Source organism: Paenibacillus xylanivorans (assembly GCF_001280595.1).
Lineage (GTDB): Bacteria > Bacillota > Bacilli > Paenibacillales > Paenibacillaceae > Paenibacillus > Paenibacillus xylanivorans.
Window position 1 is genome coordinate 1 of record NZ_LITU01000056.1, and the last position, 14,363, is coordinate 14,363.

The 14,363-nt window shown below is 35.2% G+C and carries 10 protein-coding genes and 1 pseudogene; 2 read left to right on the forward strand and 9 right to left on the reverse strand.

What is annotated here, in order from left to right; genetic code table 11:
- The 8 genes from AMS66_RS12645 to AMS66_RS32315 form a co-directional block, all read right to left on the reverse strand.
- A partial coding sequence (locus tag AMS66_RS12645) for a non-ribosomal peptide synthetase (protein WP_144424483.1) occupies window positions 1-3,944 on the reverse strand: 3,944 nt, incomplete at its 3' end.
- A gap of 737 nt (window positions 3,945-4,681) precedes the next feature.
- A complete protein-coding gene (locus AMS66_RS12650; protein ID WP_053781149.1) occupies window positions 4,682-5,401 on the reverse strand; it encodes an ABC transporter permease in 720 nt (239 codons plus the stop codon).
- Window positions 5,401-6,189, reverse strand: coding sequence for an ABC transporter permease (locus AMS66_RS12655; protein ID WP_053781150.1), 789 nt, complete (start codon window positions 6,187-6,189; stop codon window positions 5,401-5,403). The genes AMS66_RS12650 and AMS66_RS12655 overlap by 1 nt, the downstream gene beginning before the upstream one ends.
- 1 nt (window position 6,190) lies before the next feature.
- Window positions 6,191-6,904 (reverse strand): ABC transporter ATP-binding protein, encoded by a 714-nt coding sequence (locus AMS66_RS12660; protein WP_236703369.1) that lies wholly within the window; start codon window positions 6,902-6,904, stop codon window positions 6,191-6,193.
- 127 nt (window positions 6,905-7,031) lie between these two features.
- Window positions 7,032-9,290: a lasso peptide biosynthesis B2 protein gene (locus AMS66_RS12665; RefSeq protein ID WP_053781152.1), complete on the reverse strand. Its 2,259-nt coding sequence runs from the start codon at window positions 9,288-9,290 to the stop codon at window positions 7,032-7,034.
- Entirely contained in the window at window positions 9,290-9,538 is a 249-nt protein-coding gene (locus tag AMS66_RS12670) for a PqqD family protein (protein ID WP_053781153.1), read from the reverse strand. The genes AMS66_RS12665 and AMS66_RS12670 overlap by 1 nt, the downstream gene beginning before the upstream one ends.
- Window positions 9,539-9,560: 22 nt before the next feature.
- On the reverse strand, window positions 9,561-11,312 hold the full coding sequence (locus AMS66_RS12675) for an asparagine synthase-related protein (protein ID WP_082350673.1): 1,752 nt from the start codon (window positions 11,310-11,312) through the stop codon (window positions 9,561-9,563).
- 118 nt (window positions 11,313-11,430) lie between these two features.
- The gene (locus tag AMS66_RS32315; protein ID WP_143812714.1) at window positions 11,431-11,559 is read right to left on the reverse strand and encodes a lasso RiPP family leader peptide-containing protein; all 129 of its coding nucleotides are present in this window, start codon (window positions 11,557-11,559) and stop codon (window positions 11,431-11,433) included.
- 474 nt (window positions 11,560-12,033) lie between these two features.
- Here AMS66_RS32315 and AMS66_RS12680 point away from each other — a divergent pair, with 474 nt between their 5' ends.
- Together AMS66_RS12680 and AMS66_RS12685 are read left to right on the forward strand one after the other, a co-directional pair.
- Window positions 12,034-12,747 (forward strand): LytR/AlgR family response regulator transcription factor, encoded by a 714-nt coding sequence (locus AMS66_RS12680; RefSeq protein WP_053781154.1) that lies wholly within the window; start codon window positions 12,034-12,036, stop codon window positions 12,745-12,747.
- On the forward strand, window positions 12,747-14,006 hold the full coding sequence (locus tag AMS66_RS12685) for a sensor histidine kinase (RefSeq protein WP_082350674.1): 1,260 nt from the start codon (window positions 12,747-12,749) through the stop codon (window positions 14,004-14,006). The genes AMS66_RS12680 and AMS66_RS12685 overlap by 1 nt, the downstream gene beginning before the upstream one ends.
- Before the next feature lie 58 nt (window positions 14,007-14,064).
- Here the strand turns inward: AMS66_RS12685 and AMS66_RS33705 are convergent.
- Window positions 14,065-14,363, reverse strand: a pseudogene (locus tag AMS66_RS33705) (transposase); the annotation flags it as partial.

Here is a 14,363-nt window from a genome sequence, read left to right on the forward strand (position 1 = left end):
ACCTGGTCTCCATACAGCAAGGCAGGGTAATCCGGAGTGAATTCAGCTTGTTTTCGGAATCGATCGACTAGCGTTTGTTCAAATATATGATCTAATAAGAGACCTTTCCCAAATTGAACGAGATCGCCCTTCTCTTGTTCTTGAAGCATGCACAATTCTTTAATTGGGGCCTCAGGATTCGTATACAATTCTTTCACAAGACTCTTATAGTGCAAGCAAAAACGCTCTATTTTTTCTTTGGTAAATAAGTCGTTATCGTACTCTACATGTATAACAACACCCGATGGCGTATCAGACACATGCAGTGATAAATCAAATTTTGATGTATGATTTAGCATTTGGAAGCGTTCAGCAGTCAAGCCATCAATCACATGACGGTCTTTTTCTTTTTCACTAACCTGAAGAGCGAACATGGTATCGAAAATTGGATTTCTATTTAAAGTTCGTGTCACCTGAAGGCGCTCAACCAGGACTTCAAAAGGGACATCTTGATTATCAAAAGCATTAACAACCGACTGCTGCACCTCTTCAACAAATTGAAAAACAGTTTTACTCTTTTCAGGGAAATTCCGAATGGCTAGTGTATTCACAAACATCCCCACTACTGGCTCAAGCTCTTGGCGAGATCTCCCCGCCACGGGTGTACCAACGATAATATCTTCCTGTCCCGTATACTTTGCCAAGCTAATGTAGTATATCGATAACAGAACGGTGAAAAGAGTTTTCCCATGATACTTTTTGCGTAGCTCCAAGATAACGGTATTGTCGATATGAAACGATGCAGTCTCTCCTCTGTAACTTTTTTCCACTTTTCTTGGGAAATCTAATGGCAATTCTAATACTGGCAAATCTCCAGCAAGCTTGTTTGACCAGTATGCAATTTGTTTTGCGGAAAGTTCTGTTGACAAGAATTCTTCTTGCCATACTGCATAATCCTTATACTGGTGGATGAGAGGTTCAAGTTCTTTTCTGTCATAAAGTTTAATAAAATCATCTAAAATAATTTGGATAGATAAACCATCGCTAATGATATGGTGCATGTCCAGCAACAACATGTACTTTTCCGCTGAGATGCGAAGGAATTTCACTCGGAAAAGTGGAGCTTGCTCTAAATTAAACGGTTTTACAAAGCTCTCTAGATGACGATTCAACGTTTTTTCACTTATTACTTCATATTGATAATCTGGTTCTAAATCTTCAACAATCCTCTGAACCGGTTCCCCGTCCTGCCATTCAAAACTTGTTCTTAATACTTCATGTCGATTAACTAATTGTCGGAGTGTCTCCTTAATTTTACTTTCATCTATTTTACCTTTAAGAACAACAGCACCAGGCATATTATAATGAGTGCTCTCCTGAGTCATTTTATTGAGAAAATACAGTCGTCTTTGGGCAGATGACAATGGATAATAAGGACGATGTTCCATTTTGCGAAGAGGTGTAAGTATCTTTCTTTTTTCTCCTTGAATGATTTGCGATAGTCCTCGTATGGTTGGGTTCTGGAAGACAACCGACACCGTTAAGACTACTTTAAATTTCCGGTATGTATGCGATATAAATGATGCAATCTTCAAGGAATGTGCGCCTAGTTGAAATAAGTTTTCCTCTACAGCTATAGCCTCCCTGCCCAACAAATCACACCAAAGCTGGTGTACCTCAACTTCCATTTCAGTAACAGGGATATCACTCCAAACATTCAACTCACTAACAGAAATAGGATCAGGTAGCGAGTTTAAATCCACTTTGCCATTTGTGTTTTTCGGAAGCTTATTTACTTTAACAATATGTTCGGGGATCATATAAACGGGTAGCAACCCAGACAAGTGAGTTTTCAGGACACTACTATTCTCAGTAATTTCTCCTGAAACATAAGCACAAAGTGACTTTTCATGATGAGTTCCCTCGAAAACCTTTACTACGGCTTCATTAACCTGATCATGTTTTAATAATGCGCTAGTGATTTCACCGAGTTCAATTCGATAGCCTCTAATTTTCACCTGCTGATCTTTTCGACCGATATACTCCAAAGAGCCATCACTAAACAACCTCACTAGATCTCCGGTCAAGTACATTTTAGTTTTTTCTCCTGAAGATACAGGCAAAAATCGAGAATCAGTAAGCTGAGAATTATTTAAGTAACCTCTTGCAACGCCGTATCCACTTACACACAATTCTCCTGGTATTCCAAAGGGTTGATTATTACCATCAGCATCTAAAATGAACAGCTTGGAGTTCGCCACAGGTCGTCCAATGGAAATCCGTGAAGCTCTTTCGACATTTCGTTGACAGGTAGTGACCACACTATTCTCTGTTGGCCCGTATTCATTGGCAATCTCAAGGTTAGGCAAAATATCGCAGCTTTTCATTATTGTAGATCTTTCAATTGGTTCTCCTGCAAGTGTCACCACTCTCAATGAACTCCAACTTCCGGATTCAGGATGTTCCAACAATTCATTAAATAATGAAGGTGTACTAATAAAGTGAGATATTTCATGCTTGGTAATATAGGATCCGAGTATAAAAGGATCTTGCTTTTCCGATGTACTTGGGAAGATGGATTCGGCTCCCGACAATAAGGGGGTAAAGAAACTCATGATAAATCCATCAAAAGCAAAGGAAAGTAACTGTAAGATCCGATCGGTACTTTTAAAAGCGTACTCCTGTTTTCTCCATAGAAGAGAATTCCCAATACTTCTGTGTTCAATTTCGACACCTTTTGGGCGCCCAGTCGACCCAGAAGTGTAAATAATATAAGCCAAGTTTTCCGGACGGCTCAAAGAGTGGAATTCACCATCGTTTTCAAGTAAGGCCAATTCCACCGCCAGTGATTCAATGTGATTTGGAATAGCGACGGAAGTATCAATTTTATTTAAAATAACCCCTTTAATGCCGCTATGCTTCAGGATGTATTGAATACGCTCTTCTGGATATTGAGGATCTATTGGAACGTAGACACAACCTGCTTTCAAAATTCCTAAAATACTTATAACAATATCTACAGGATTACTAGTCATTATTCCGATAAAATCGCCTGATGAAAACCCTTTGTTTTGTAGGTAGCGTGCTGTCGAATTCGATTTTTTATCTATCTCTAAATATGACAAGGATTGTTCCATATAAGTTATTGCAGTCTGACTTGGAGTTCGGGCAACTTGTACTTGAAATAGTTGGTCCAGCGTATGGCCCATATAATCAAAATTTTTATCCCCTTCTAACATGTCCGCGATTCCCGTTAACTCAACATCGGAAACTAAGGAAATATCACTCAATTTCTGCGTCGGATTTTGTAATAATTTTATTAGTAAGTGCTCTAGGTGAATAGCGATCTGTTTAATGCTATGTTCAGCAAAAAGTTTTGTACTAAAATTAATCTCACCGATCAGTGAAGAATCAGTGATTTCAAACTTGAATAAAATAGAAGGTGGAGTATCTAAATTCGGATAGGATTTATGTAATGGTTCTAACATAATCAAAGTATCAACTATACTGTTGCCTTTGTTCAGTGTGTTAATGAGTTCTGTGTAAGAATAAGACTGGTGATTCAATGCATCAGTAACCGTCTCTTTAACTCCCAGTAATAAATCTTTAAAGGATTGGTTACGTTTGTGTGAAATGAAAATTGGCAGAACCGGACTCATTTCGTTAGAGGACATTGCATCATGAGTACCTGGCATCCCAATTATCATATTTTCAACGCCTGTGTATCTATATAGTAATTCTGATAATCCTGACATTAGAATCATAAGTAAGCCTGCTGGTGATTTCCCAGACACTCTTAGTAGATCGTTGTACACCACACCTGACCAATTGTATCTAAATGTTTCACGTTCGTTGTTTTCTGCAGGATTAAATTCAATTAAATCGTAAGGGAAGTGTGCCATCTCCCATTCTTCATTAAAATGAGCTAACCAGTATGTTAACGAATCCGTCGTTTCAAGTTTCATCTAAATTCACCTCAAATTTTATTGAACATGCCATTATGCTAAAGTTTTTCCCTTAAATAGTACAAAAGAAGTCTCACTCTAATGGAGGGTGGTGAAAAACGAATTCTCTAAAAGGAACATCAAAAAAGATTAACCGTTTGTTACTTTATCTTAAATTTTTCACTGCTTTGGTATACATATAATCTAATAACCGGATTATTCCCTTGAGTTTGGATACATGCTTCACTTAATAACGAGCAGTAAAAAATCCATTTATAATATCAACATTAAATCTATTCCATAAAAATGTAAATAGGTAAAATTGTAGTAAATTGTCGAATTATATATGATTACGGCTTTTTTAGTAGAATAATTGTTTTTAATCCTGGTTATAATGTCACCTCATCTTTATTCTTGTCTATTAGATTAGAACGATGTTTGTTGTTCGATCTATACATTTCTTTTGTACCTGTTATGCTGCTGTAATTTATATATAAAAACTAAAATGAGAGCTTGGGCTTATTTTTTTGTTACATACTAATCATTAGGAGTTCAGTCACAATGTGATATAATCGTACTATGAAAAATACGTTTCTTTTTCCAATTCATAATCTAATAAATCTAGCCCTTAATACCCTAATTCTTAAGCCTGTTGCTTTTCTCGATTCCAACACAGCATGGGTCGACAACAACGTGTTAATCTACTTGTACTAAAATAGCTGTCGAGACTCTCTCGACAGCATAACCATACGCTACTATTAACGAACATTACGATGTGAGAATATAAAAATAGAACTTATCACTAACAATAATGCCCAGATAAATTGAACTCCTAGTCCTGACCATTTTTCTAGAAAAACAGTAGACTCAGGAATTGAAAAAAAGTTCATTGTAGCAAGAGTGGGTAGAAATTTTGCTGATTGGGAAATAGAAAAAAACATGTGGCTCAGCCCCAACATAAGAGGGAGCATTATAGCAAGAGGCACTATAAGTGATTTTGTAATTACAGATAGAGCAGCCGTAATTAAAGCAATTTGAATCCAACTAAGTATACTCATAGGTAGACTTTTAGTTATTATCAGTTCGTAGGCAGAGAACCATTTCATATCATGTTGTATGAGAAGTACAAGTAAACAAACTACAATAGCAACTATTCCTGTGATTACTATAATTAATGCATTATTTAGAAATTTAACACATGCTATTTTTAGCCTTGATGGTTGTGTAAGAAGTGTTGTCCTTAACGCAGAGTTCGAATACTCTTGTCCAAAATAGGCTGCACTAGCGACAATAACACCTGGATGACCTAGATAGAGGGCTTGCAAACAAAGAGAGAGAATTTCCTTCTCTCCCCCAGTCTTTGGTACATTTAGTGTTAGTAGATAGAAAAGGGGTACAACTATAGCCCCAAACAAACCTAAAATGCACCATCCAAATGAAAAAAATTTAGTCTGTTCACTATGTAACGCAGCATACATCAATATTTCCCTCCTACATCGCTACGAATAAAAGTGTAATATGAAGTTACTAAAGCCAAAATCACCCATACCGATAGTACAGCGACCCCTTTCAAAGGGTCGTGTTCAAAAGAATCCGTTGGTGTTGCAAAGAGAAGATTACCGGCTGCCACAGGAAGGTACGTACCCCATTCCCACTTTTGAGCTAGATACAGGCCTAAATTGTAAATTTGTGGAACCAAAAAAGCTAAGGGTACTATAGCGTTTTTAAAGACCAGCCCTATTCCAAAGGAAAGTATAGTGAGTAAAATCCAATCTAAAACAACATAACCAATAAACTGCCATGCTGTTGAACTCAAAAAAATTGGATGCAGCCCTTGCTCCCCTAACGTGAAATGTGTTACAGAGATAGTTAAATAAACGGCTATAATCGAAATAAAAATAGCACAGACTAAAATTGCGAGTACTTTCGCACAGAAAACCTTAATCCGACTACTCTGACAAAGTAATGTTGTACGCAGTTGATGATGCAGATATTCATTCCCCCCAATAATACCTCCAAATATAACCATAGGCAGCAGACCAAAAGGAACTAATTCAAACCCAAAGTAATCCAAAGGGGGCAAGGCATCTAATAGACCAGCTTGAGTCTCTGGCGTGGCGTCTAAACCGATTCCAAGATAGCCTCTCGCTGTTATTAATGCAAGTAAGGGTTGAAATACAATAGCAATTACACATATAATCCACCACATTTTCATGGAACTAATCTTGTTTAGCTCAAGTCTTACGCTTCTAAGAAAAGAGTTCATATTATGCCCCACCCTCAGTAAGAGAAAAAAACACATCTTCCAATGATTCCAAATCCTTCATAACATCCTTGATCTCACCAGTAGTTATGATTTTCCCATGATTAATAATGACTACATCATCCGCCACAGCCTCCACTTCAGAAAGAATATGTGAAGACAACAACACAGTCTTTCCCATATCTGATTGCTGACGGATAAATTTTCTAAACCAGCGAATTCCCGTTGGATCCAGCCCATTGGTTGGTTCATCAAGGACAAGATATTGTGGATCTCCCAAAAGTGCAGCCGCAAGACCAAGTCTTTGTCCTTCACCTAACGATAAAGTTCCTAGCTTAGCTTTACATTTATCTGATAGACCAACAATATCTAATACCTCTGGTATACGATTAATAGAAATGTTATTGCTTTGTGCTATAATCTTCAAATGAGTGCTCACTTTTCTAGAAAGGGCCCCCCCCACCCCATCGAAAGCAGCTCCTACGATTTTCAATGGAGTATCGTATGCTGCATACTTTTGTCCACCAAAAGTTGCTGATCCTGTTGAATTATCAAGTCCTAATAAAATACGAAGTGTTGAACTTTTTCCTGCACCATTTGGTCCTAGAAAAGCTGTGATTCTTCCTTCTTTCGCTTCAAAAGATACATTATTCAGTATTTGTTTCTCTCCATGTTTTTTATATAATTTTGATATTAAAATTTTTTTTTCTTTATTCACCAATATAATGCCTCCTTAGAATAGAATTCCAGTTACAAGTTAAAAAAAAGAGCGAAAATTTATAGCAACCTATTTCAAGTTATTCTTAAATAGAATTCTCAGTAATCACTCTCCAATCTCCATATATTTAAATAACTTTGTCAAGGAATTGCTCTTTAGCTAATTTTCTATATAAGGGGACTTTCTCCAACAACTCGTTATGGCTACCTGACCCGATAATTCTTCCATGTTCCAAAACATATATCATATCAGAATCAACTATTGTCGATAGACGATGTGCAACAACAATAACTGTTTTATTCTCTCTCATTTTGTCGATCGCCTTTTTCATTCCAATTTCATTTAAACTGTCTAAATTGGATGTTAGTTCGTCTAACAGAACAATTTCCGCATCAGATAGTAGAGATCGGGCCATAGCTAATCGTTGGCGCTCCCCTCCTGATAAAGTCGTACCCGATTCTCCAATAATCATATCTAACTTTTCAGGAGATCGCTCTATCAGGTAGCTAAGATTTACCTCTTTTAAAACATTATAACATTTTTCTTCAGTTACGGTAGGGTTTCCCAACAAAAGGTTTTCTCTTAAGCTCCCTGCAATAATAGGAGCATTCTGTTCCACATATGTGATAAGTTTTCGAAGATCTTCACGAGAGTAACTTCGGCAATCTTTTCCGTTCACATAAATATGTCCACTATCTGGATCATAAAATCTTTCTATTAATTGTAAAATAGTGCTTTTCCCTGCACCCGAAGATCCGACAATGGCCGTGCGCTTCCCAAACTCTGCATTTAGATCTATCTCTTTAAGTATGAGATTATCATTTTGGGAGATTATATCCGTTCCAAAATCTAACTTGTTATACCCGAAATTAACTTTATGAAAAACAACCATTCCACCTTCGTTAGAAGACTTGGGATAGGATGTTATTGCAGGATTATTATCTTTAGATGTTTCCAAATCAAGAACTAACAATTCTTTTATTCTAGAAAAAGCTCCGAGTGATTCTCCAACCCAAGAAAAAGCTCCAAATATTTGACTCAGTGGCCCTATCATTATAAAAAGTAGCAGAGCAAAAGCAATCAAATCTGCAAGAGACATAGATCCGATAGAAACACGGTACCCGCCAAAACCTAGGACGATCAAACCACATATCTGTAGACTCATATTTGAAATAGGTGTCATAATTGACTGTATTTTTGCTAAACGAATTCCTAAGTTTCGTAAATATTCTGCCTGTAGTTTAATCTTATTTTCTTCAGTTGAAGTAGCATTCGTAGAGCGAATGGTTCTAATTGCATGTAAATCACGCTCAATCATACCGCTAAGTTTCCCAAGTTCTTGTTGTACACGGAAGCTAGATTTTTGTATAAGGTTACTCATCAAAAAAATCCCAATAAAAGCTAAACATACGCAAAATAAAGCGGTTAAAAATAAAACCATATCCTTTAGCGCCAGTCCAATTGCAGCACCGACTACAATAAAGGAACCGCTAGTGAAAGCAATTGTCCCTTGAATCAGAGCCATTCTTAGTCTAGAGGTATCACCGCTTACTCTGCTTATTAAATCTCCCACACTTCTTTTATCATATTCGATTATCGGAAGTTTTAACAAATGACTTATTAAACTACTTCGTGCTTCAAAAACAACGCCTTCTCCTATTTTCTGTAACAAATAATATTGTATAGTAGTAAGAATCATAGAAACTGCTATTACAATCATAAGAAGAATTAGAGTTGAGTTCACTACAAATCCCGAACTGTATTGCTGAACTAAATCTGCTACTAGGTTAGGCTGAAAAAGTGTAAGACATGCACAAATAATACCTAGTATGATTACTAGGAACAGTTCTAATTTATCACCATTAGCTAAAGCAAATAATTCCCTCAAATTTGTTTTTGGATGATCTAATTTCCCTTTATCTTCTTGAGCTTTTTTAGGTTCCGACTTTATTTTTCCAGGCTTCTCCTCACTATGAGCTAACACACTAATAACCTTAGTATACAAGCTAATTTCATCGGGCTCACCAATAGGTATACCCTTTACTTCAACCCATGCATGAGCCCTAAAAGGTTCTAGAGCGAATCCTGTATTCCAACTTGCAGACCTTCTCTTTAACCACGCTGCTACTACAACAGCAATAGAACGCCTCAGACACCCCTCTTGACTTCTACACCTTCTGCTTACTGTACATACTGCATCACGTATCTCTAGAACTTCTTTCTCTGAAGCTAATGGTTTATTTTTTGTTATGCGAGTAAATATCTTTTCGATTCTATTTGGACTAAGCCAATTTAAAGGCATTGATAGTAAAATAGCTAATAGAGCAAGGATTCTCATTTTTATTGTCACTTTTTTTTGTTTCTCTGAAAAAAGTGCTACGTCCATTACGCTATTCCCGCCTCTCTTAGCATAGAAAGAAATTCATCCACATCATTCTCTGCATTAGGTTTCTCTAGAGCGAAAGTTTCTTCTAATTCTTCCACTAATTCATTTCTCGATTTCCCTGCAATTAATCCTACTAATAAAAGTTTCCCCACATGGTTTACTTGAAAATACCCCCCCATACTTTTATCAAAAACCATAGCCCCGTTCTCTTGTTCAATAATTTTAATATTTATTCCCTTTTTTCTCATACATTAACCACCTTTGCTTATTTCATTTTAAATTAATTGTATTCTTGAGCCATCGTTCCACAGCGCATAGTCTCTCAAAATCGACAATTCGGTTGTGTAAAGCAGTTGGCATAGATAACTCAGAAACTAGTATGTCTGGATCAACAACCCCTAGTTTGACAACATTAAGATCTTTAACGATAGAAATTATTTTATTCACTGCTTCTTTATAGCCCTTATATAATGAAGTTGAATAATCTCCTTTAAAGCCTCGAGTAAAGACTTCACGGGGAACAATTCCCATTGTAGCCTTATGAAGCATGGGTTTAGTTATTCCAGACTTTAAGTGATGCCGCATAGGTATCGATAGTGCAGATTCAATGATTTTAGTATCCAAAAATGGAGATTTCCATTTGTATTCTTCCCCATAAAACAGATTAAGTTGACCAATTACACGTGTTTGAAACAGCAATGACTCCAGTGCTTGATGTTTAGAACGGTCTGAATCAAGACCTCCAGAAATTTTATCAATAGCTTTTACTGCCACTTTATGGCTCAAAAAAAGACCGTCTTGGTTAATCCATGCTGGAGCATTGATTTTTCCGAACCAATCCAATGATGAGTCCTGCTTATTCGATTTATTGTATCCAAAGCCAATACCTATTTCTGATTTTATTGCTTCCTTAAAAGGTATATTGTTCATAAGATCAGTTATACCCTGTAAAAATGATATCCTTGAAATTAAGCAGTATCTAAAGCCAAGTGATAAACTGCTTAATTTATTCTGCCTTACTAGGGTCCAGGCATAAGCTGGCATAGGTGTAAACAACTCATCACCACCAAGGCCAGTGAAATGAATTGAGTTGCCAGGAATTTCATTTAAACTAACGATTTTTTCAACATATCCCTCTGTATCTGCCCATAATATTGGGTGGTCGGGTAATTTTGATCCTGAGTATGGTGTATCGATATCATATCTCTTACCAGACTCACTTAAAGTTGAGAGAGAGTTTAGAGGTATATTCATATCATCTGCAAATGAAGCAGCCCATTTAGAGTCACTATTCCAATTGTTATCTGTTTTTGTATGGTATAACTTGACGTCTGTATCACAAAACTTTAGAAGATAGGCAACTGCAGCTGAATCAACACCTCCAGAGAGATCAGCTGAGACATTAGCATAACTATTAGCGCTTCTTATAGCCTCAAGAAAGCCCTCTCTTATATTTTTTAACGTCAGTCCCATATCATGGTTCAAATCAGGTATATCCCAAATTTTTATTTCTTCGAGCGTTTGATTATTTCCATTTTTCAAAACACAAAACGGTTGAACTTTTTCTATGTTTTCCCACAAAGATACATTTTGGAAAGGATAATAAGGTAAACTACTTATTAGGTTTAATGCAACTGCTGCTTTTGAAATATCTAAATCAAAATATTGTGCTATATTCCAAGCCGAATCACTAACAACCATCGTACCATTCAATTTACTCCAACATAGAGAGGTATCAAACAAAGCACCTCCTATAATGATTTCCTGATTATTAACCAGAACAAATATACCCTCAGAGATTTTTTTTTGTATAATCAATGCTAATTTGGTAAATTCATGCGTCTTAACATGATCAGAAAACTTGGAGTATTCGGACGGAATACAATATATTTCCACCCCTCCATTGTAGTACTTAAAATACTTTTGTTGAGAAATAATCAATAAATCACAAAAAATTTTCTTTATATGTAATTGATACAGGAGTCCACCAGAGCTTGATTTTTCTATATCATTTAACTGCATGCTAATAGTAGTCCACCCTCTCATTTAGTTTTCATCATCATAAATAATGGTCACTGGACGTTCTCTCATTGTCCAATGACCACTTTTAAAATTCTAGATTAAGTATGTTTATTCCATCTTAGAACTCAATGCGTACAAAAGCCTTACCGCCATAAACATCTGTCCACTTACCGGCAAAAAATCCTTTAGTAGACTCTTTAAAACCAGCTACTTTCTCGATTGTTGGTTTGGAGTAAACATTTTTCATTGATTTTCACCTCCTTTATTAGCAACATGATATTTTATAAAACAATCAATCTCACAAATAGACAGTAAATATTCTATTTGTAACTTGATAGTATACCATTTATAATAATTTTTTTAATCAATGTAATAATATGCAATATAAATGTAACAATTGACACTATTTCAATTATAGTGTATTAATTTTATTTAGTGAGATTTTTTCTAATTAAGATAAATTGAAACTAAATAAACGACTCGCTATCACCTTACACAAAGCTAATCAAAGACTGTCAAAGACACTCTCATAAGTTAACTCCGCTATGTTCATCTGGGGTTGTATATGTCCTTTTTCTGCAAAGGAGGGAAACTACTTTTTTTGAATCATTTTGTAGTCGGGAAACTGATAAGAAATATTATTTTCTTCGTTCGCTTCTGCTAAGATATACCTTTTTCATAGTTTTAGCTGAAATTTACCTGTTTCTAAAGGAGTGAATTGATGTTGTTAAGGGTTGCTATATGTGATGATATTCCTGTTTTTGCAGAAGTTATAGAAAATTTGATTCTAGAATATAATTCTTCATTATTTGAGGTAGATGTATTTAATAATCCTTTTAGATTAATTGAATTACTTAAAACAAATACATATGATTTGTTTATTTTAGATATCGAGTTCGCCGACATATCTGGAATCGAAATCGCAGAAGCCATTAGAGAGCAAAACCTCAGTTGTCCCATTATTTTTGTAACAAGTTTCAATGAATATATGGAGAGAGCCTTTAAAGTTAACACTTTCGATTATATTTTGAAGCCTGTAACAAAGGACAAACTATACCCTGCTTTAAATCGTACTATAAAGTATTTAAATCTAGACGATTCCAAATTTACATTCACATTTAATAAAGTATTTTATAGTCTATCTCACAGCGAAATTGTATACTTTGAAAAAAACAAAAGGAGAGTACTGATCCATACCGCTTCAACTACTTATGAAACACTTCTGCAAACAAATGCACTTCTGTCTAAAATTGATCATAACTTTATACAAGTTCACACTTCTTTTATTGTGAATGCTAGACATATTAAGAAAGTTAGTAGTAATTCAATTACCGCTAAGTTAGATGGAAACAAAACTATAGAAATACCTATGAGTCGCAAATTTCTAGATAGCGCCAGAAAGCAAATTCTAATGAAGATAAGAGAAGTAATGTAATGAATGATACTGCTGCTGTTTTAATTAACTTCTTTACCAATTTAGTTTTAGCTAATTACTGGTTGTCGAGCCAATGCATATTTACTAAGAAATTTATGACAAAACTATTTTTATGTTTCTTTGTTTTTTCTATTATCTTATTCAGTATATTCTCCTTTAATAATTCATTTATATTGGTCAACCTTATGTCTGCTGTTATATTATTATTTATCACCAAAGAACTTAATTGTAATGACACTAAGAAAAAATACACTCATTTAACTTTCGTACTTTTAATTTTTTCAATATGTGATTCCTTACCACTCTTTTTTATGAGAGCAGTATCAATATCAGAAAAATTTAGTTTCAATTTTCTAATTATATTTTCATTAGTCTTCTCTTCGGCAATTTTAAAACTTATATCCTTAGCTATTTATAGGATAATTTATTTTCAGCAACGCAATGTTTCCTTGGTGATGACACTGATAGCAATACCACTGATATCGGTGCTAGTCTTGGGTACTTCAGCAGTGTTTATGGAAATGAAATATACTGATTATATAGTAATAACTATTTTTGTAATTTTAGCAAATATATGCGTATTATATCTGTATTTCACTCTTGAGAACACTCTCAAAAAACTTAAAAAAACGAGAATGGAGAAATATTCTTATAAATCAGAATTAAATTTTTTCAAGCAACTTCAACAATCCCAGTCTAAGTTGTATTCATTGAAGCATGACTTAAAAAATCAGTACATCGTTCTTTCAGGCCTTTTAGAGAAAGGGGATATTACCGGGGTCGAAAAATATATTCAGGAATCAGTAAAAAAGATTCATAATATAAATTATTTTTACACTAACAATTATGTACTTAATTATCTACTTAATGAAAAAAAGGCTATTGCTGAGGAAAATGGAGTATTTCTAAACATAGAATCTTTTTTTCCCGAGAAGACTGAATTAGATAACGATCTTCTTGCAATAGTTCTAGGAAATTTAATAGATAACTCATTAAATGCAGTCTTACGTTTAGATGACTCTAATAAAAGGAATATTTCACTTATTATTAAGCATTTCAATAAAAATTTACTTATAGAAATTTCCAATACATTTGACCTAAACGAAATTAGAAATCGTAAAAAGAGACTAATAGAAGGAATAGGAATTAAAAACATCAAAAAAATTGTTGAGGAGAATGGGGGGATTTACACTCAATGGGTTAGTAATAGTCAATACATTGTAAGTATATTATTATTAAATATATATGATAACGAGTAGGTGGATGCGGGGCTATATGAGAACTGATGGGTATATCACCTTCGAACAGTACTACATACATGTGGGAGAAGAACGACTCAATACATGCATTGTCATAGCAATTCCCACGCCTGGAATGGATTCTTGTTAGCTTCTTCTCTTCAAGCAACTTGGCATAGCTCTGTGTTGTATACTGGAACCCCTGGTCGGAATGGAGCAAAGTAGGTCCACATTTCAGTTTCTTCACCGTTTCGATAACGAGTTTTAAGTCATTTCGCTCAGAGAGTTCCCAAGCTATAATCTCGTTGTTGTATAGTTCCATCACAACCGAGAGATAAGCAAAATCATGCCCAATCCGGACATACGTAATATCCGTCA

Bases quoted from the DNA above. Each gene is read 5' to 3' on its own strand.
- AMS66_RS12665 (WP_053781152.1), bottom strand. From the start codon at position 9,290: ATGGACGTAGCACTTTTTTCAGAGAAACAAAAAAAAGTGACAATAAAA.
- AMS66_RS12650 (WP_053781149.1), bottom strand. From the start codon at position 5,401: ATGTATGCTGCGTTACATAGTGAACAGACTAAATTTTTTTCATTTGGA.
- AMS66_RS12685 (WP_082350674.1), top strand. From the start codon at position 12,747: ATGAATGATACTGCTGCTGTTTTAATTAACTTCTTTACCAATTTAGTT.
- AMS66_RS32315 (WP_143812714.1), bottom strand. From the start codon at position 11,559: ATGAAAAATGTTTACTCCAAACCAACAATCGAGAAAGTAGCTGGTTTT.
- AMS66_RS12670 (WP_053781153.1), bottom strand. From the start codon at position 9,538: ATGAGAAAAAAGGGAATAAATATTAAAATTATTGAACAAGAGAACGGG.
- AMS66_RS12680 (WP_053781154.1), top strand. From the start codon at position 12,034: ATGTTGTTAAGGGTTGCTATATGTGATGATATTCCTGTTTTTGCAGAA.
- AMS66_RS12655 (WP_053781150.1), bottom strand. From the start codon at position 6,189: ATGAACTCTTTTCTTAGAAGCGTAAGACTTGAGCTAAACAAGATTAGT.
- AMS66_RS12675 (WP_082350673.1), bottom strand. From the start codon at position 11,312: ATGCAGTTAAATGATATAGAAAAATCAAGCTCTGGTGGACTCCTGTAT.